The sequence below is a fragment of the Paenibacillus radicis (ex Gao et al. 2016) genome (assembly GCF_014641555.1).
Taxonomy (GTDB): domain Bacteria; phylum Bacillota; class Bacilli; order Paenibacillales; family Paenibacillaceae; genus Pristimantibacillus; species Pristimantibacillus radicis.
In genome coordinates this window covers 170,289-188,736 of sequence record NZ_BMHY01000007.1, presented here as the reverse complement: position 1 = coordinate 188,736, position 18,448 = coordinate 170,289, and the positions used below count along the sequence as shown (strand labels likewise).

Here is an 18,448-nt window from a genome sequence, read left to right as displayed (position 1 = left end):
TTCCGCAGCCTTATTAGCTGCCTACCGACAATTCGGAGAACGCCTCGCTGAGCAGCTCGTAGGATCGCAGCCTCAGCCCAAAATCTTTCACAGCCGTCGTTACGATAAATTCGTCTACGCCGTATTGCTGCTGGATTTCCAGCAGTCTGCGCCGAACTGTTTCCTTCGAGCCTTTAGTCACCTCGGCGTCTCTCTCCGTAATCGTATATTCCTGACCCGACTGTTTGCCGAATTCTTCGGCTTGCGCAACCGTTCCGAGATTCAACGTTTTGCCGTCCGCGAGTGTAATCCGGACATTTTTCATATCTGTGGCGAGCAGCGCCGCCTCTTCATCAGTATCCGATACGATTACAGATAATGCAATAATCGCTCTAGGCTTGTTTCCGGTGGCCGAATTAAACCGTTCGCGGTAAAGGGTGAGTGCTTCCTCAGCGACAACCGGGTCGCTGTTGATGAATTGGGCAAATACGTAAGCATGACCTTGTTCCGCGGCCAGTTCCGCACTGCTGACGCTCGTTCCAAGCAAATAAATTTCAGCCGGCTGCTGTGGAATTGGCGATGCTTGAATACCCGCTAACGCATGCGTATCCGGGAGCGTGTTGTTCACATGATGCGACAGCTCCTCCAGCTTCTCCGACAACGTCTGCGGCTCCGTAATCCCTTTCTGCAAAGCTTTGGTCGAACGGGGCAGTCCTCCCGGCGCGCGGCCAATGCCAAGATCGATTCTTCCTGGAGCCAGCGTAGCAAGTATATTGAAGTTCTCCGCAACCTTATACGAACTGTAATGCTGCAGCATGATGCCGCCGGAACCGAGACGAATCCGCTCCGTCTGGCCAATCAGATACGCAATCAGCACCTCCGGCGATGAGCCGGCCAGAAAACCGTCATGATGCTCAGACACCCAAAACCGGTGATAGCCAAGACGTTCCGCTTGTTGAACAAGCTCTACCGTGTGGCGGAATGCATCCGCAGGTGTCTCCCCTTCAAACACCGGGCTTTGATCCAAAATGCTAAGCTTGATCGTCATCGGTACCCTCTCCCTTTTGCGCAAGCGCTGTACTAAATATTGTAGACCCAGTCCGATGTGATTCGCTTCAGAAATTGCTTCGTCCGCTCCTCCTTCGGCGCTCCAAACAGTTCATTCGGTTTGCCTTCCTCAACGATGACACCGCCGTCCATAAAGACGACATGGTTGGATACTTCGCGGGCAAAGCTCATTTCATGAGTCACGACGATCATCGTGATCCCTTCATTGGCGATTTTACGAATGACGTCCAGCACTTCGCCGACCAGCTCGGGATCCAGCGCCGACGTCGGTTCATCGAACAAAATGACTTCCGGATTGAGAGCCAACGCTCTGGCGATACCAACCCGCTGCTGCTGTCCGCCGGAAAGCTGGCTCGGGTAAGCATCCAGCTTTGCGCCGAGCCCTACCTTCTCCAGCACCTCAACGCTTCGTTTGCGGGCTTCTTCCTTCGGCAGCTTTTGCACGATGACGAGGCCTTCCATGACGTTCTCCAGCGCCGTCTTATGCTTGAACAGATTGTAATGTTGGAACACCATCGCCGATTTCTGGCGAAGCTGATGAATGTCCTTCTTCCCGGCATGCTTGCAGTCTACGGTATAATCGCCGATTGCAATCGTGCCGTCATTAGGCCGCTCCAAATAGTTCAGGCAGCGCAGCAATGTCGTTTTGCCGGAGCCGCTCGGGCCCAGAATGACAACGACCTCGCCCTTTTCTACAGAAAGGGTAATATCTTTAAGCACCTGATTTTTCCCGAAAGATTTCGAAATCCGACTCAGCTTGATCATGCTACACCACCTCGATTATAGTTGTTGATCCGGCGCTCCAGCAGCGCTGTGCCCCGTTCGATTAAGATCGTCATTCCCCAGAACAAGAGCGCTGCTGCAATGTAGGCCTCAAGAAATTTCCAATTGCTTGCCGCTACGATCTGCGCTTGTGCATTAATCTCAACTACCGATACAGTAAACGCAAGCGTCGACCCGTGCAGCATCCCGATTAAGTTGTTCGACAGGTTAGGCAGGCTGACAGCGAGTGCCTGCGGCATTACGATCCGGCGCAACGCTTGCGGCGTTGTCATACCAATCGAATAGGCTGCTTCCAACTGGCCCCGGTTAACGGCCGTAATACCCGCTCTGACGACCTCAGACATATAAGCGCCGGCTGTTATCGAGAAGGAAATATATACGAATCCGATTAGCGGTATGGCCGTTGAACGAAAGCCCCAGCCAAGTGCTCCGGCGATGCTGTCGATCAGCATCGGAAGTCCGAAATAAATGAGCAGCAGATGCATGAGCATCGGCGTCCCCCGGACAAACAGGACGTAGCCGGAAGCAATGGGATGAAGAACGGGAACGCGGTAAATCCGGATTAACGCTACTGCTGTCCCGATCAGAAAGCCGACCAGAACTGAAACTGCCGTAATTAACAGCGTGTTCGGAAGTGCTTTGAACAAACTCAGCAATGCCGTTCCGATAAAGCTGAAATCAAGCTGCATATTGATCTAGCCCCCTTCCTCGATGCGCGGCACGAGCGGTTTTCTCCATAAGCCCCGTCTTCTCGCTCTAGACTCATGCTGGACCAGCTGTTTCTCATGCTTCAGCAGTCTGCGCTCCACATAAAGGAACATCCGCTCGAGCACCGTGCTGATTACGAAGTAAATGAGCGATAGAGCAATATAGGTTTCGATAAAATGCTGCGTCGCCGTACCAAGCGTCTGCGACTTCCCGGTCATCTCCATCGCACCCAATGTGAAGGCAAGCGACGTATCTTTCAAGTTGGCAATCGTGAGGTTTGCGAAAATCGGCACCGATATAGCCAGCGCTTGCGGCAGTATAATTCGGGTAAAGGCCTGAAAACCGTTCATCCCCACCGAATAGGCTGCTTCAACCTGCCCCCGGTCCACTCCGTTGACCGCCGCCCGAATGCCTTCGGAAATGAAGGCACCGCTGTGCAGCGAGTACGATAGAATAACAAACACAAGTACATCTGTCCGGGATAGATCAATATTCACCAGTTTGAACAGCTCCGGCACGCCGTAATAGACAAGGAACAACTGAATAAGAATCGGAGTGCCGCGGAAAAAGGATACATAAACCTGTGATATGCGTTTCAGTACCGGAACGTTGTACATCCTCGGGAGCGCCACCAGAAAGCCGATTAGCAGTCCAAACACAAGCGACGCTGCAACGATAAACAACGTAATGTCCAAATAAGACAGCAATTTGGGTATAAAGTCGAGCACGTAGTTTATGTCGAATTTTTTGCCCATTTTCACACCTCACCTTATACCCAAATAATTAAGCTAACCTCTTACTTCGTCGTTGCTTCGTCCAATGATTTCGTGAAATCTTGACCTAGCCATTGAATGCTAAGCTTCGACAGCGTACCGTCTTCCTTCACCGATTTGATCGCCTCGTCCAGCTTATCGGACAACTCTTGGCCGTCTTTGCGAAGTACGAACAGCACATCGGATTGGATAAGCGGTTCGCCTACTGTTTTCAAAGCCGGCTGGCCGTCCGCTCCAGGATAGAACGCCAATGCAAAGTCGGTTGACATGGTAGCGTCGACGCGTTTGCTCTGAATAATATTGACAAGGTCGTTGGCTGCACCGCTCGAGTAAACGATGTTAAGCGCATTGTCATGGTCTTTATTGTATTGCTCTAGGAAATAGGCCGCGTTGCTCGTTGGCGTTGTATATACTTTCTTGCCTTTCAAATCTTCGATTGAATGAATGGTTGTATTGTTTTTATCTACAGCTACCTTCGTCAAGAAAATGCTGTAAGGCTCTTTGTTGAACAGGAACTTCTCGATCCGCTCCGGGTTTTTCTCCATTTGATGGGCGATAAAATCGATTTTATTCGTTTCCAGACTCAGCAGCAGATTGGAGAAATCCATCGTCTTGAACTCGAACTCATATTCCGGCAGACGTTTGTCCAACTCTCTGACAAGCTCAACGTCAAACCCGGTCAGCTTACCGCTGTCGTCGATAAAGCAAACATTCGGAAACTGTGTGCCGGTGCCGACGATAATTTTTTTAACTGCCTTCGTTCCGCCATTATTGCCTGAACCCGATGCAGCACTTGAACCGTCGCCGCCTCCGCTCTTCGCTCCGCAAGCGGACACGACCAGTGCCAATACGATCAATGCCGCTGCTATCGAAAACTTTTTCATCTCAATTCCCCCATGAACTTTTATTAAACCTATAATTCCTACTGTTTTTGTAAGAATTGATTTGACAATAATTTATCATCCGCCATCTCCGCCGTCAATAAGCCAGATAATAGAGTTTTTCTATAAGAGAATTCAACAATCCAATACAGGCTGTCAGGGCTTGATGTTAGCGGAAAAAAGGATGCTCTTTAGCCAGCTTCTGAAGCGAATTAAAGTACGTCGTATGCTCGCCGCCGAGCGCGATCATATTCGTCTGCAGCGATATGCCGGCGACCTCCGGGAAGTCGATGGGGAACAGCTTACCGCTGCTCACTTCTTCGAATGCGCACAGACTGGGCAGGAAGCTGATGCCCGCTTTCTCCAGCACGAGTTTTTTGGCCGTTTCCAAATTATCGGTATGATAGACGATTGCAGGCGGCTCATTCAACTCTTCGAAAGCGCGGTGAATGCGAATCCAATCCAGTGCGCCGCATTCGAAGAATACGAACGGATCATGACCGATTCGCTCGATCGTCAGATCCGGATCGCCGATGAACGGATGGCCTTCGTATACATGAAGCCGGATGGGATCTTCGTACAGCTTTACCGACTGCAGATTCGGATGATTGGTATGACGCACGAAGCCGATATCGATTTCTTTGCCCAGCACCTTATGGACGATATCGTCAGTTCCGCTCGTAATGACTTTAAAGTGTATGTCCGGATAGATCTCCTTGAAGGCCGGCAGCAGATGCGGCAGGACGTAATTGGATACCGATACGGTGCAGCCGATGCGCAGCTCGTTCGGGAGCGCTTTTTTCTGATGCAGATGAAGCCTTCCCTTTTGCAGCGTTTGAAGGATCGATTGCGCGTAAGGCAAAAACCGCTTGCCCTCCTCCGTCAGCTGAATTTGCTTGCCGAGCCTGTCGAATAATTTGCAGTCCAGCTCCCGCTCCAGCGATTGAATACGTGCCGTAACCGACGGCTGCGACAGGAACAAAATTTCCGCGGCTTTGTTAAAGCTTCCGTAATGTATGACATAGACAAACGCCTCGATATTGTCGATATTCATCATCGTTTCCCCCTTGCCAGCTCTTTGTGCACTTTTCCAATTAGATAACTAGGAATTAGTTGATTGGATTAATAGTAGATCAGGTAAGCTAAAGTGTCAACAGTTGGAATTTCCGGTGAACGCTGGACAATGTCCGCTTTGGGGCAATCCGCTTTGGCAGAAATGTTTTGCACTATTGGACGCTTGTTCTTCGTAAATAAAAAAAATCCCGCTGACTTGTAAGGTCAACGGGATTCCAACTATTCACCGGCGTTTATTGAATAACGCCCTTCTTCAAGATCAGGTTTGCGTACAACGCGCTTTCACCGGTCGCGATAACGGCATAGGCCTTTTTTGCCCGCTCGTAGAAAGCGAAACGCTCCACTTCCTCGAACGGCTCTTTCAGTCCGGTACGCGCCTCAATAATGGCGCCATACTCCGCCCATATCGGTGTCTCCGCCGTATCGCCTGGCACGACACCCATCAGTGCAGCCGGCTTCTCGACATACTGATCGAGAGGGAAAAGCTGCAATATGGCATCCAGCAATTCTGGAATGTTATGCCCGTCCGCTCTAACAAGGCGCTGCGCATGGCTTGCGCCTGGGAAGTTGCCGTCAGCGATGACAATCTCGTCGCTATGGCCCATTTCCATCAATATTTTCAACAGCTCGGGGGAAATCAGCTTGGAGATTCCAATCAGCATTTTATCTCACGCCTCCTTTGGGTTGGATTCACTCATCATGCTCAAATAAGAATTTTATAGCAATTGCTTGTATGCCTCATACGCTTCATTCCAGACGTCTGCTTCCGCTTCATCCGGCAAGTATGTCTCCACAGGGAAAGAAGCTGCCGACAGCTCGCGCGCTTCCGCCAAGCTGGAGCAATGCCCCTGTGCCACTAGCTGCATCAGCATATTGCCGATTGCGCTCGCCTCTACCGGACCGGCCCATACGGGACGTCCCAGCGCGCCTGCGGTCAAACGACACAATAGCCGGTTCTGAATACCGCCGCCGACCATATGCATCCCAGCGTAGGCATTGCCGGTCAGCTGCTCCATCTTCTCCAGCGCATGACGGTACTTGAGCGCCAGACTCTCCATAATACAGCGGGCAATCTCGGCTTCCGTTTCCGGTACCGGCTGCCACGTCTCCGCGCAAAACGAACGGACCTTCTCAACCATATCGGAAGGGCCAAAAAAACGTGCATCATCAGGATTGATCAAGCTGCGGAACGGGATAGCCTGACTCGCCAAATCAACAAGCTCGGCGAACGAAATGACATTCCCGCTCTCATCCCATTCCCGCTTGCATTCCTGCAAAATCCACAGGCCCATAATGTTTTTGAGCAGCTGGTACTTGCCGAAAGCGCCGCCCTCATTGGAAAAGTCATGCGCCATCGCCTCTGCCGTTACGAGCGGCTGATCCAGCTCCGTGCCAAGCAGCGACCAGGTTCCGCACACGAGATAAGCAAATGCTCCTTCGCCTGCCGGTACTGCGGCTACTGCGGATTCCGTATCATGCGTAGCGACAGCGACCGCCTCGATCGGCGGCACGTCCAGCTCCTCGCATACTTCGGGCGTCAATGAGCCGATACGTGTTCCCGGATGAATGGGATCCAAGAAAATGCCGGACGGAATACCTAATCGGTCCATCAGCTCCGTGTTCCACGCTTGCTGCTCGGGATGGTACAGCTGGGTCGTCGTTGCCATCGTAAACTCGCACACCTTGCGGCCCGTCAAGAAATAGACGAGCAAATCCGGCGTCAGCAGCAGCGACGAAGCTGCGTCCAGCTTGGGAGAAGCAGCCTTCCGCATCGCGTAAAGCTGATAGATCGTGTTGAACGGCATGAATTGAAGTCCGCCCTGCTGAAACAGCGCTTCCTTGCCGACCATGCCGATCACTTCCTCAATAAGCCCCTCCGTCTGCGGATCGCGGTAATGATACGGGTTGCCAAGCAGCTCACCGTTCGCATCGATCAAACCGAAATCGACTCCCCAGGTGTCGATGCCAAACGTTTCCGGGCGATGCCCCTCTTGGAACGCTTTGCGGATCGCCTTCTTCATCTCATGCAGCAGCCGCAAAATATCCCAATGCAAATGGCCGCCGACCCCAATGGCATGGTTCGGAAAACGGTGAATTTCTTCGACCTTCAGCTCTCGCTGCCCGTCCTCCGCTTGCATGAGTTTGCCGATTAGCGCCCGTCCGCTGCTTGCTCCCAGATCGAAAGCCAATACGGTTGACAGCAACATCGTTATGCCGCCCCTTTCCTTATTGCATTTTTTGCAGCAGTTGAATCCGGTACGCTTCGCTCTCCAGCGAGGCGATTTCCTCAAACTCTTCTTTAGTGAGCACCTTTGGCTCTTTAATCGCTTTTGCGATCAGGAAAATTTTTGAGCTTTCCTCAACCACTTCAGTCCGGTAATATGCTTCACGCAAATTACGGCCTGTCGTAACCAGTCCATGGTTGCCAAGAAGAATCGAGCTTGCGTCGTTCACTTTCTCAACGAGCGCTTCAGCGAGCTTATCTGTCGTCGGCAATACGTACGGTACGTATACCGTTTTGCCGACAAGCGCCGCTTGGTCCGGGAACATAATCGGAAGCTCGGTTTCCACGAGTGTGAACGCGATGCAATACGGCGGATGCGTATGAACGATTGCTCCAATCGACGGGTTCGCCCGGTACGCCCACAGATGCATCAGCACTTCAGAGGAAGGACGCAGACCGATGTCTGTAATCGCTCCCGTCTCTATATCTACTTCAACCCATTGCTCCGGCTCCACTTCATCGAGTGCAAAGCCGCTTGGGGAAAGATACATTTTACCCTCATGCTTGGCGCTAATATTGCCGCCAGGACCAACCACCAATTTATTAGCTACCGTTTTTTTTGCGTATTTGCACAGTTCCTGACGAATGTCCATGCTGCTCATCCTATTTTCCCCCGATCCCTAATTTCGTTTATCTGTTCAATGGCATAGCGCAGCCGAGCGCCTCTCCGTAGGGAGAAACAGCTCGGCATGCGTCAAACTAGCTTAGTTGTACAAAGGTCCAAAATTGCTGCAAGCGCGGTAATCGGCGCTTTCTTTACTTTCTGTGCCGAACAAGCCCCAAACGCGCGGACGGAAAATCTTCTCTTCCGGCACGTTGTGCATGTTGACCGGAATGCGAAGCATCGATGCCAGTGTAATCAGATCCGCGCCGATATGGCCGTAGCTGATCGAGCCATGGTTCGCTCCCCAATTGTCCATTACATCATACACCGTCGTGAACGCGCCTTCGCCTGTCAGAATTGGTGCAAACCAAGTTGTCGGCCAAGTGGAGTCCGTCCGTTTGTCGAGGGTATCGTGCACGTCTGCCGGCAGATCAACGGAATAGCCTTCTGCGATTTGCAGCACAGGTCCAATTCCTTTAACAAGGTTGATACGGGACATCGTCATCGGCATACCGCCGCGAGTCAGGAAGTCCGAGGAGTAGCCGCCGCCGCGGAAATATTCCACGCCAGCCGGACGCCATGAAGTCGCAGACAAGCAATCGGCTGCTTCTTTCTCTGTAATTTCCCAGAATGGCTTAAGCACCGGCTTGCCGTCGCGCTGCTGTTCGCCTGTGCCGTCCAGCGTCGCCGAACCGGAGTTGATCAAGTGAAGAATACCGCCGGCAGCATGGCCGCTCAGCTCGTGGCCCGTCACACGTTTAACCGATTCTGGACTCCAGTACGTACGCACATCGGCGAAAATTTGCGCCGTATTAGTCAGCAAGTAACCGAAGAGCATAACGACGCCGTTCAAGCTGTCATTCTCCGTCGATACGAGGAATGGAGGACGGATGCCGTTCCAGTCAAAGGAAGAGTTCAAGATCGACTCCATAAAGTCGCCGTTCGGGAAATGATCCGTCCATTGACGTTGGCCTTGGAAGCCGGAGACGATCGCATTATGTCCCATTGCCTCTTCACCGAAGCCCAGCTCCGCGAGACGCGGGTTGCCGACCATCAGGTCGCGGGCGATGAGTGCCATTTTGACAACAGTCTCCCAGTCCTTGTCCTTCTGCTCGCGCGTCGTTTGAATGCTGGCCGGATTGTTGTCCGGACCTTCGAGACAGTTCTTCTTCGTCCATGCAAGCGCTTTCTCATATTCCGCAACATCATAGATTTGCTCTTCGAAGCGGCGTACAAATTCGGACATATCGATATATTCAGTGCGCATGCCCAGATACTCCTGGAAGAACGCGTCATTAACGATGGAACCAGCGATACCCATCGATACGGAACCCATCGACAGATAGGATTTGCCGCGCATGTAAGCGACAACGAGACCTGCGTTTGCGAACGAAAGCAGCTTGCCCTTCACATCTTCAGGAATGGAAGTATCAGATGCTTCTTGTACCTCTTGACCGTAAATACCGAATGCAGGAATGCCTTTTTGTGCGTAGCCGGACAATACCGCAGCCAAATAAACCGCACCTGGACGTTCTGTGCCGTTAAAACCCCACACTGCGTTTGGAATCGATGCATTCATGTCCATCGTTTCCGTACCGTAACACCAGCATGGCGTTACCGTTATCGATACCCCTACATTTTCACGGGCAAATTTATCCGCACAAGCAGCTGCTTCTGCCACGCCGCCGATGGTGCTGTCTGCAATGACGCATTCCACTCGTTCGCCGTTCGGATAGCGCAAGTGCTCCGAGATCAAATCGGCGACCGATTGCGCCATATTCATCGTTTGTACTTCAAGCGACTCGCGAACCCCTTTGCGACGACCGTCAATCGTTGGACGAATACCGATCTTCGGGAAACCACTTTGAAAGCGATATGCTGTATCCACCATAATAAACCCTCCAATGTTAAAATGAGTGCCGGTATCGAATGATTTGCGTTACCGATAACTCCAATTTATCAAGGCTGTACCTTGCTGTCAACTTCTTTCTCTTGTAATATAAAATTATGATTTAACGCGAGGAGCTTAACGGTATGGTTACGATCTATGATATCGCCGCCAAAGCGAATGTATCGGCTATGACGGTTTCTAGAGTTATCAATAACACAGGGCGAATTAGTGAGAAAACGAAGGCTAAGGTCAAGAAAGTGATGGAGGAAATGAACTATGTGCCGAATCAGATGGCACGCAGCCTCGTCCTCCAGCAGACACGCATTCTATTTCTGCTGATTACCGATATTACGAATCCCTTCTATACGACATTATCACGCGGAGCGGAAGATGCCGCTACGAAAAACGGCTATCGCCTTCTATTCGGCAACAGCGACGAGAATCTGGAGAAGGAAGCCGGCTACATGAATACGATTCTGACAACACGGGTAGACGGCGTCCTTATCGCCCCTACTGGCGATCCTTCACTGCCGCACTTGGAGCAACTGAGGCTGCATAATATCCCATTTGTGCTGCTCGATCGTGAAGTGCCAGGCATCGAATGCGACATCGTGCTTGGCGACAGCAAAGAGGGAGCGAGACAGCTCGTCGATCAGCTAGCCAGCCAAGGCCATCAGCACATCGCCTTGGTCAATGGCTCCAGCTCCGTCTCCAGCGCCCGAATGCGGCGGCTAGGCTATGAGGAGGCGCTCAAGCTGAACGGACTGCCGCTGCATGAGGAGCGGGTGTTCGAGACGAGCTTTGGCCCGCGCAGCGACCTGACCGAGCTTGACGCATGGATCAGCTCGCTGGATCCGATGCCCTCAGCCATCGTAGCCGGCAACAACGTGCTGGCTGTCGAAGTGATCGGGCTGCTCCGCAAACGCGGACTGCGCATCCCTGATGACATCTCGATTGTCTGCTTCGACGACTTTGGTCCCTACTCCGAGATCGATCCCTTCATTACAGTGGTCGCCCAACAGGCCTATCAGTTTGGCTACATGGGCATGCAAATGCTCATTGACCGGATTCAAAACCGTGAGGATGCTGGCCCTTGGAAAAAAATCGTTCTCCCTGCCGAGCTCGTCGTGCGCAGCTCCGTGAAGCGGCTGCTGGACTAAGTGAGGCAGTGGAGGGCAGTTTATAATCGGACAGCTCAATTAAACTGTTTCTGTATTAACGTTCTCATGCCTGTATAACGAAGCGGCTTCGCAAAAAAGCGAAGCCGCTTTCGCTTGTCGCAGCTAGTTCGAGGCAAGTAAATGAAATAGGGAACCTTGGCTGCCCGCTGGCTGGTAGGCTTGTAACGAAGCAGCTTCGCAATTTAACGAAGACAACTTCGTTGCAGCAGTTAATGTGAGGTGATTGCCATAGCGGAGCGAAACGAATTTCGCAATTGGCGAACCAAGGTTCACGAAGAGCGAAAATCACTTCGCTAATTGAACGACATCGCGTCAAACATAGGCTAATAGCGAATAAGACTTCGCTAGATAGCGAAGCAGCTTCGCTGGAGGTGTCAACCAGCATTATAGCTGTCTTGTAGTTGGTTTACTCCTGCTCAGCAAAAAAAAAAAAGACTGGCCCTTGAGCAGCAAATCTGCTCAAAGGCCAGCCTGGTTCATTTTATAACAGACTACTCAACTTTAATGGGATCGAAGAATTTCTCTTGAACAAGCTTAGCTGCAGCATCCAATTGGCCTTGCAGGTTAGTTCCTTTTTTGGAGAATACTTCTTGAATGACGTTAGCCATAGCGCCGTAGTAATCTTGCGTGTTGTACTGCGCTTCTGCTTTACCGTCCAGCAATTTATTCGATTCGGCATCATATTTGTATACGTTGTCGTATTTATCGAAGATTGCTTGCATTTTTTTACCATATTCGGAATCAGCAGCATAGTAGTTGATATGCGGCGGGATGTAGAATTTACCTTCTGCTTTACGAGCTTGGATATCCTTCTCGATTGCTTGCAGATACTTATCGGAGAAGTAGTCAAATGTGATATAACGGAATGCCATTTCTTGCTCGTCTTTCGATGCATTCGGGTTGATGATTAGGTAGTCGCCGCCCAATACACCTGTGTGCTTGCCGCCTTTTTCTGCGGAAGGCATCGGGTATGTTAATACATCAGCGATTTTCATGCCGCCTTGGTTCAAAGCTTGCTCCAGAATGTTCTCAGCACCAGCAATAACCATTGCTGTACGTCCATTTGCAAATGCGCCTAATGCATCGCCCCAGCCCAGTGCCCAGTCTTGCGGAATAACGTTTGCTTCCCATCTCAGCTTGTTATAGAACTCAAGCGCTTTCAAGCCAGCTTCGGAGTTGAATGCAGCTGTTACTTTGCCGTCAACCGTTTGCACATCGCCGCCTGCTTCGAACAAGAAGTTCGTCCAGTTCCAGCCAGCTTCCGTTCCTTTACCCATAGGAGCGATACCAGCGATGCCTTTTTTCGTGTCGGCTACGCCTATTGCTGTGTTCAGCATATCATCCCAAGTCCAGTCATAAGAAGGAAGGGCAACGCCTTTTTCATCCAGCATTTTTTTGTTTACAACTGTCGTTACTACATAGCCTTTTTGCGGTACGCCGTAAATTTTGCCATTGATGTTGAACGTGTCTTGCAATACGCTGTTGATTTGATCTTTGTACTCGTATTTGTCGTACAGATCGGTAATATCAGCAGCCCAGCCTTTTTCAACCAAGAAGCTTGCTTCTGTCGCGAATGTATTGTAGAACGTTGGCGCTTCGTTTGCAGCCATTTTAATGCCAATTTCATCTGGTTTGTAGTGCCAATCGCTCTTCACGATTTCAACATTTGGGTATACCGCGTTAAAACGAGCAATTTTGTCATCTTCCAGCTTGCGGTTTTCCACTTGGTCAGGAAGCGGATAGTAGATACTGATTTTAATTTTTTTCTTTGTAATGTCATCTTCCGGTGCTGCCGTTGCGTCCGTCGTAGCTGCCGGTTTTTGCGTTTCCGTGTCCGTCCCTTTTGGTGGTTCGTTGTTGTTTTTGCTTCCGCCGCTACAAGCAGAAAGCATGGAGATCAAAAGCACGAGACTGATAAAAATGCCTGCGTATTTACGCATGGAAACTCCCCTTTTCGCTTCGAAATGTTGTTGCATATTCATCATAATGGAGCGCAACGATACAACACGAGGTGTATTCCTATTCCGATTGTGTGCATCATTACGTTCCGTGAAATTTGTCATTAACCTTTTACTCCGCCCAAATGCAAGCCTCTCATGATGTATTTTTGGAAGAGCAAGAATATAAAAATTGGCGGAAGCATGACAAACGTTAGGATGGCGAAGCGGATGTTGACATCGAGCCTTTGTGCGCCAATGACATACTTGTAAATAGCTGTCGCGAGCGGATATTTTTCATTGCTGTGCATGACGAGCATTGGCCAGAACCAGTCATTCCAAGCCGCCGAAAAGACGAAAATCGCGAGTGTCGAAAAGATCGGAAGCGACAACGGTACGGCAATTTGCGTGTACGTTCTCCATTCTGAAGCTCCGTCGATTCTTGCCGCTTCGAACATTTCAAAGTGAAGATCGTCGAAGAAATTTTTAAGCAGCAGCAGGAAAAATGCATTGGCGCCAGCCGGCAGCCAGAGTGCATAAAACGTATTTAAAAGTGACAAATCCTTCAGGTTCAAGAAGTTCGGAATGATGTACGTTGTTGGAGGAATAAAAAGCGTCATCATGAAGAAAAACTGCACCAATTTTTTACGGGGCACATTAAGCTTGGATAAGCTGAACGCAGCAAGTCCCAGCACGCCAATGGTTACAGCCATATTCCCCAGGAAGATAAACATCGTATTACGGAAAAAGAGCGGAAGCTCAATGAATTTCCATGCCCGTTTATAATTTTCGAAATGCCATCCATCTTGAGGCAGAAAATGCGGCGGGAACGTGTTAACCTCCACATTCGCCTTTAAGCCGTTGAACAGCGTAATTAATATCGGGTACAGCATGGATAAGACCATAGCTATAATAACGAGCACCATGATGCCGTAACCGATCTGGTTCGGTCTTCTCTTAAAGTCGTGCGGGGATAATATCCCCCTATCCAATGGCTTCATTTTTAGTTTTCCCCTTTCCGCTGCAGCCTGTATTGCAGAACACCGATGCCGCCCAATACGAGGAACATGAGCACACCCAGAGCCGAAGCAACGCCGAAATCAAGTCTCGTGAACGCGTTCTTGACGATGTATAGTGAATACGTAAGCGTCGCTTTGTTAGGTCCGCCGTCAAGCATAGCGTATTGAGATTGGTAGCCTTGCGTCGTTGCAATAATTTGCAGAATCAAGAGAAGTCCAATTAATTTGCTAATGGAAGGCAGCGTAATGTACCGAATCCGGTTCCAGACGCCGGCACCGTCAATCTCTGCCGCCTCGTACCAGTCGCGGGGAATGCTGAGTACAGCAGCCAGATAGATTAGCATGGCAGAACCGAAGGATTGCCACGTTTCCATGATGACAATCGATATCATCGACCATTTCGTATTGGTCATAAAGGCCACAGGGTCAAGCCCCAGTTTTGTGATTACGAAGTTGATCGGTCCAACAGAATCATAGAACCAGCGCCACAGGCCGTAGAGAACGACCAAGGGAAGGACGTTAGGCAAATAAGCAGCTACCCGTACAAACCCTTGAAACCGGCGCAATTCAGATATGGCAATCGCAAACAATATCGGTACCCAAAAGCCGATTACGAGAGCCAAGAACATATAATAAAGCGTATTTTTCACTGCAATCCATACATCGCTGTCGCTCAAGACAGCCTTATAGTTGTCGAAGCCGACGAAATTGTCGCCTTTGACAAAGTCGATGTGATAGAAGCTGTACGTAAATCCTTTTACAATCGGCACCCATAGAAACAGAATAAAGATCGCAAATGCAGGCAATAGAAATAAGAGTCCCCAAAAATATTTCCTTGTCCCGCGGGCCAGCCTGCTCTTCCGCTTAGGTGCGGTATTCGGCGGCCCATACATAGCTGGTGTTGATTGTTCCATTATGTCTCCCTCATTTCTTATCTATCGCTCCATCTCATTGTAGAAAAAAAGTCCCCTACTAGATAAGGTGCGTATCTAAGCTAATGATAGGCGATTTTACTTCTTTAGCTCGCTAGGGCTAATTCCGAAATACTTTTTGAAAATTTTGCTAAAATGCTCCGGAGATTCGTACCCGACCCGCTCCGATATTTCATAGCGCCGCAAATCAGTCTGCAGCAGCAGCCTGCGGCTCTCTTCCATTCGCAATTTAATGACATACTCCCATAAATTAATACCGGTTTCCTTTTTGAACAAGTAGCTCAAATAGTTAGGGCTTACGTGATTGTTATGCGCGACCTCATGCAAGGTCAGCCCCTTTTGCGCATAACGCTCGTGGATGTAGGTCTTCGCTTTGTCTACAATCATGCTCGTCTGAGCGCTTAGCTCTTCCTCAGAAGGCTGCTTCGGATAAAGGCTCCAATTGAAATCGCCGTAATAAAAGACGAAATGATCCGGATGCTGCCCGCTAAGCTGCAGCGCTTTATTCGATTGCTCATTCAACACATTGAGATACTCGATCCCTTTCATAATTTGGCTGATGCCGACCATGCTCGATATGCCTAAAAACTTATGAATGTTGAAATTAAGGCTGCGGCCGATCATATCGAGCTCATTGACGCGATCGGCTCCCGCTTCCTCGTACTGCTCCTCGTTCCATTGCAAAATAACGCCAATCTCTTGATCGGAGCAATAGAAGGCGGTGTGGCTTCTCTGCTCGTTGAGCAGCTCATTCGTAATGTTAAGCGCGGCGTACTGCAGCAGCTTGCCGTCGCCGGACACAAGCTTCCGCTTGCTGTCGCCCGGCCCGCCATCCCAGTTCAATTTGATACGCAGCATTGAGAAATATGGGCCAGCCAGCCTGATCCCATGCTTTGCTTCCAGCTTTCCTGCAAGCTCGATTGTCCCGCGCGGATCGGCCACGAGACGGTTCAGCCAATCCACGCTTTGCGGGAGCGGCTCCGCCATATAGAAATGCTCACGCAAGCCGGCAATGAGTTCATCTTGCCCCGCCGGCTCCGGCTTGCGCATTTTGAGCAGTACATTCCTTACCGAGTCCAGAAACTGATCGCCGTTCAGCGGCTTGATCAAATAATCCTTCGCCCCAAGCCGCAGCGCCATTTGTGCATATTGGAACGTCTCATGAGCGGATATAATAATCGTTTCAATCCACGGTTTAATCATTTTCGCTTGCTGCATCAGCTCGATGCCGTTCATCGTTCCCATCTGAATGTCAGTCACGAGCAGATCAATATCCTCCGCCCGCAAGTAGTCCAGTGCCTCATATCCATTGTGCGCCATGTGAATTGTTTGAATATCGATGCCGGAAGCGGCCAAAAGGCTGCAAAGCCCTTTACAAATCAACGGTTCATCATCAACGACCAATATCGTATACATCGCTTTGCTCCCCCATTTCAATAGCTGCTGGAAGTACGATCGTCACGATTGTACCGCCGCCGCCGCGTTTACTATAATGAATGCCGTACAAGTTGCCGAAATGCAGCCGGAGCCTTTGATGTATATTTCGGATTCCGTAGCCCAGCGGCGACGGATTAGAAGGTTCTTCATTCAGCAGATCCTCAATGGATTTATAATCCACTTCCTTATAGCCGTTATCCTCTACACGAATGAGCAGTTTGTCTTCCTCGTAAGCCGCCGAAATGACGATCTCCCCATCCTCGCCCATATGCCGCACACCATGTAAAATCGCATTTTCGATCAACGGCTGCAAGGTGACCTTCGGAATAAGATGATGCATCATCTCTGCCGGAACGGACCAAATCACTTGGAAATCATAATCATAACGTTTCAACTGCAGATGGACGTAAGCCGCAGCATGCTCCAGCTCTTCCGCAAGCGTGATCAGCTCTCTCCCGCGGCTTAAGCTGATCTTCATCAGCTTGGACAGCTCCTTAATCATCTCAGCGGATTCGGACTTGCCTTCCAGCGAGCTTTTCCAATAAATGCTTTCCAGCGTGTTATACAGCAAATGCGGATTAATCTGCTGATACAAAATTTGCAGCTGATTTTCCTTTTGTTTAATTTCCATTTTGTAATTGTTATGGATGAGCACATTCAATCTTCGTGCCATGTCGTACATCGCGGCTATGAGAACACCAACCTCATCGTTGCGACCTCCGCCGGGAGTCTCCGGTACACGTCTGCCGGGCTCGTAGCCGCGAACGAAGGAAGCCAGCTTCTGAAGCGGTCTCATGAGGGATCGCCAGAAATAGACGATCAGGATACATCCGAACAGCGCGTATCCGATGGAAATGAATTGAATAACCCGCTTCAGTTCATTCTGCTGCTGAAGCAGTGATTTGACCGGAATTTTATAAATCAGCCGGTGCTGTGACGTTTCATTCTCATGCATGACATAAATATAATCACCCGTCATAATGGGACGAGCCTCACCTTTGCCCAAGTAAACGTTTTCAGGGAGCGAAAGCGTCGTACCCATCATGCCCGTCTCGTTGGAAGCAAGCACCTTGTTATCCGTATCGGTAAAATAAATTTCACTGCCCGGCAGCTCGACCGACTGCAGCGACTCGCCAATTTTCTTCTCCATCTTGGTGGCGATCAATACCCCGATGACGCCGTGCCCCTCGGATGTTGTATAGACCGCGCGGACATAAGCGAGCGTCTGCCTTTTCAGCAGCATGTCATTACTTTCCGTAATGCGCATAAAGCCCTGCCCTCTTTTCTCAACGGCGGCATCAAACCATGCAGGTTTGTTGGCTTTATTAAAGAAATACACACCGCTTGGCGTCACTTGGAGCTTTGGCGCAAAAAAATAGTAATCATTCGGATCATAAATATAAAGAGAATAATAGACCGCCTCTCCGCCGTTCAAAGGCGTAGAATAGGCGGCAAGCAGCTTATCCATTTTGTCATATTTGCGTACGCGTTGAATAACCGTATCGGATTCTCTCGGAATCAGCTGCTGTGTCGTCGGATTTTGAATAATTGTCGTCGTAATTCGATTGACAGTATCAATATCCCGTTCAATCAGCGTATGATTTTGCTTGTTGAGCTCGACATAGGCATTGGTTACATGACGCTTCAAAATTTGCTCCGCCCTGTTGTTCCCGTACCACTGGAGAAGGAAGGTCGGTATAACCAGGATCAGAAACAGCAGAATCAGCTGCTGCCTCACTTTAATGCTCGTCATCGGATTTCTAAAGCCCGCTCTCATCTAGTGCTGCACCCCCAGCTCTTATCCTTAATATAGCAAAAAAGCGAACATCCAGTATGTTTAATTTTATTTATTTTGTAGTTGTTTCTACCGAATTTGCACATCCCGACTTCAATCGAC

Annotated in this window: 16 protein-coding genes; 1 reads left to right on the top strand and 15 read right to left on the bottom strand. The window is 50.0% G+C overall.

The features are described 5' to 3' along the window. Positions 1–13 precede the first annotated feature (13 nt). The 10 genes from IEX98_RS18700 to IEX98_RS18655 all read right to left on the bottom strand — a co-directional run bounded on the left by IEX98_RS18700 (position 14) and on the right by IEX98_RS18655 (position 10,045). The gene (locus tag IEX98_RS18700) at positions 14–1,027 is read right to left on the bottom strand and encodes an LLM class flavin-dependent oxidoreductase (protein ID WP_188890712.1); all 1,014 of its coding nucleotides are present in this window, start codon (positions 1,025–1,027) and stop codon (positions 14–16) included. A 32-nt stretch (positions 1,028–1,059) separates the two neighbouring features. Continuing rightward, positions 1,060–1,812, bottom strand: coding sequence for an amino acid ABC transporter ATP-binding protein (locus IEX98_RS18695; RefSeq protein ID WP_042164089.1), 753 nt, complete (start codon positions 1,810–1,812; stop codon positions 1,060–1,062). After that, positions 1,809–2,519, bottom strand: a complete 711-nt coding sequence (locus IEX98_RS18690; RefSeq protein ID WP_188890711.1) for an amino acid ABC transporter permease — start codon at positions 2,517–2,519, stop codon at positions 1,809–1,811. Before IEX98_RS18690 ends, IEX98_RS18695 begins: the two co-directional genes overlap by 4 nt. A 6-nt stretch (positions 2,520–2,525) precedes the next feature. Further along, on the bottom strand, positions 2,526–3,293 hold the full coding sequence (locus IEX98_RS18685; RefSeq protein WP_188890710.1) for an amino acid ABC transporter permease: 768 nt from the start codon (positions 3,291–3,293) through the stop codon (positions 2,526–2,528). A 41-nt stretch (positions 3,294–3,334) separates the two neighbouring features. Next, positions 3,335–4,195, bottom strand: coding sequence for a transporter substrate-binding domain-containing protein (locus IEX98_RS18680; RefSeq protein WP_188890709.1), 861 nt, complete (start codon positions 4,193–4,195; stop codon positions 3,335–3,337). 166 nt (positions 4,196–4,361) lie between these two features. Then, positions 4,362–5,246, bottom strand: a complete 885-nt coding sequence (locus IEX98_RS18675) for a LysR family transcriptional regulator (RefSeq protein WP_188890801.1) — start codon at positions 5,244–5,246, stop codon at positions 4,362–4,364. Between the two features lie 253 nt (positions 5,247–5,499). Continuing rightward, positions 5,500–5,928 carry an RbsD/FucU family protein gene (locus IEX98_RS18670; RefSeq protein ID WP_188890708.1) on the bottom strand — a complete coding sequence of 143 codons (429 nt, stop codon included), beginning with the start codon at positions 5,926–5,928 and terminating at the stop codon, positions 5,500–5,502. A 54-nt stretch (positions 5,929–5,982) separates the two neighbouring features. Next, positions 5,983–7,473: a rhamnulokinase gene (locus IEX98_RS18665; protein WP_188890707.1), complete on the bottom strand. Its 1,491-nt coding sequence runs from the start codon at positions 7,471–7,473 to the stop codon at positions 5,983–5,985. A gap of 19 nt (positions 7,474–7,492) precedes the next feature. After that, positions 7,493–8,152 (bottom strand): class II aldolase/adducin family protein, encoded by a 660-nt coding sequence (locus tag IEX98_RS18660; RefSeq protein ID WP_042164109.1) that lies wholly within the window; start codon positions 8,150–8,152, stop codon positions 7,493–7,495. A gap of 102 nt (positions 8,153–8,254) precedes the next feature. Next, entirely contained in the window at positions 8,255–10,045 is a 1,791-nt protein-coding gene (locus IEX98_RS18655) for an L-fucose isomerase (RefSeq protein WP_188890706.1), read from the bottom strand. 143 nt (positions 10,046–10,188) lie between these two features. Between IEX98_RS18655 and IEX98_RS18650 the strand changes: the two genes are divergently transcribed. Continuing rightward, entirely contained in the window at positions 10,189–11,205 is a 1,017-nt protein-coding gene (locus tag IEX98_RS18650) for a LacI family DNA-binding transcriptional regulator (RefSeq protein ID WP_188890705.1), read from the top strand. A gap of 512 nt (positions 11,206–11,717) precedes the next feature. Here the strand turns inward: IEX98_RS18650 and IEX98_RS18645 are convergent. The 5 genes from IEX98_RS18645 to IEX98_RS18625 form a co-directional block, all read right to left on the bottom strand. Next, positions 11,718–13,166, bottom strand: a complete 1,449-nt coding sequence (locus IEX98_RS18645) for an ABC transporter substrate-binding protein (protein WP_188890704.1) — start codon at positions 13,164–13,166, stop codon at positions 11,718–11,720. 122 nt (positions 13,167–13,288) lie between these two features. Beyond that, a complete protein-coding gene (locus tag IEX98_RS18640) occupies positions 13,289–14,164 on the bottom strand; it encodes a carbohydrate ABC transporter permease (protein WP_188890703.1) in 876 nt (291 codons plus the stop codon). Positions 14,165–14,166: 2 nt separating this feature from the next. Next, entirely contained in the window at positions 14,167–15,096 is a 930-nt protein-coding gene (locus IEX98_RS18635; protein ID WP_374705362.1) for a carbohydrate ABC transporter permease, read from the bottom strand. 96 nt (positions 15,097–15,192) lie between these two features. Continuing rightward, entirely contained in the window at positions 15,193–16,530 is a 1,338-nt protein-coding gene (locus IEX98_RS18630; RefSeq protein WP_188890702.1) for a response regulator, read from the bottom strand. Continuing rightward, positions 16,508–18,328 carry a sensor histidine kinase gene (locus IEX98_RS18625; RefSeq protein WP_188890701.1) on the bottom strand — a complete coding sequence of 607 codons (1,821 nt, stop codon included), beginning with the start codon at positions 18,326–18,328 and terminating at the stop codon, positions 16,508–16,510. The genes IEX98_RS18630 and IEX98_RS18625 overlap by 23 nt, the downstream gene beginning before the upstream one ends. Positions 18,329–18,448: the final 120 nt, after the last annotated feature.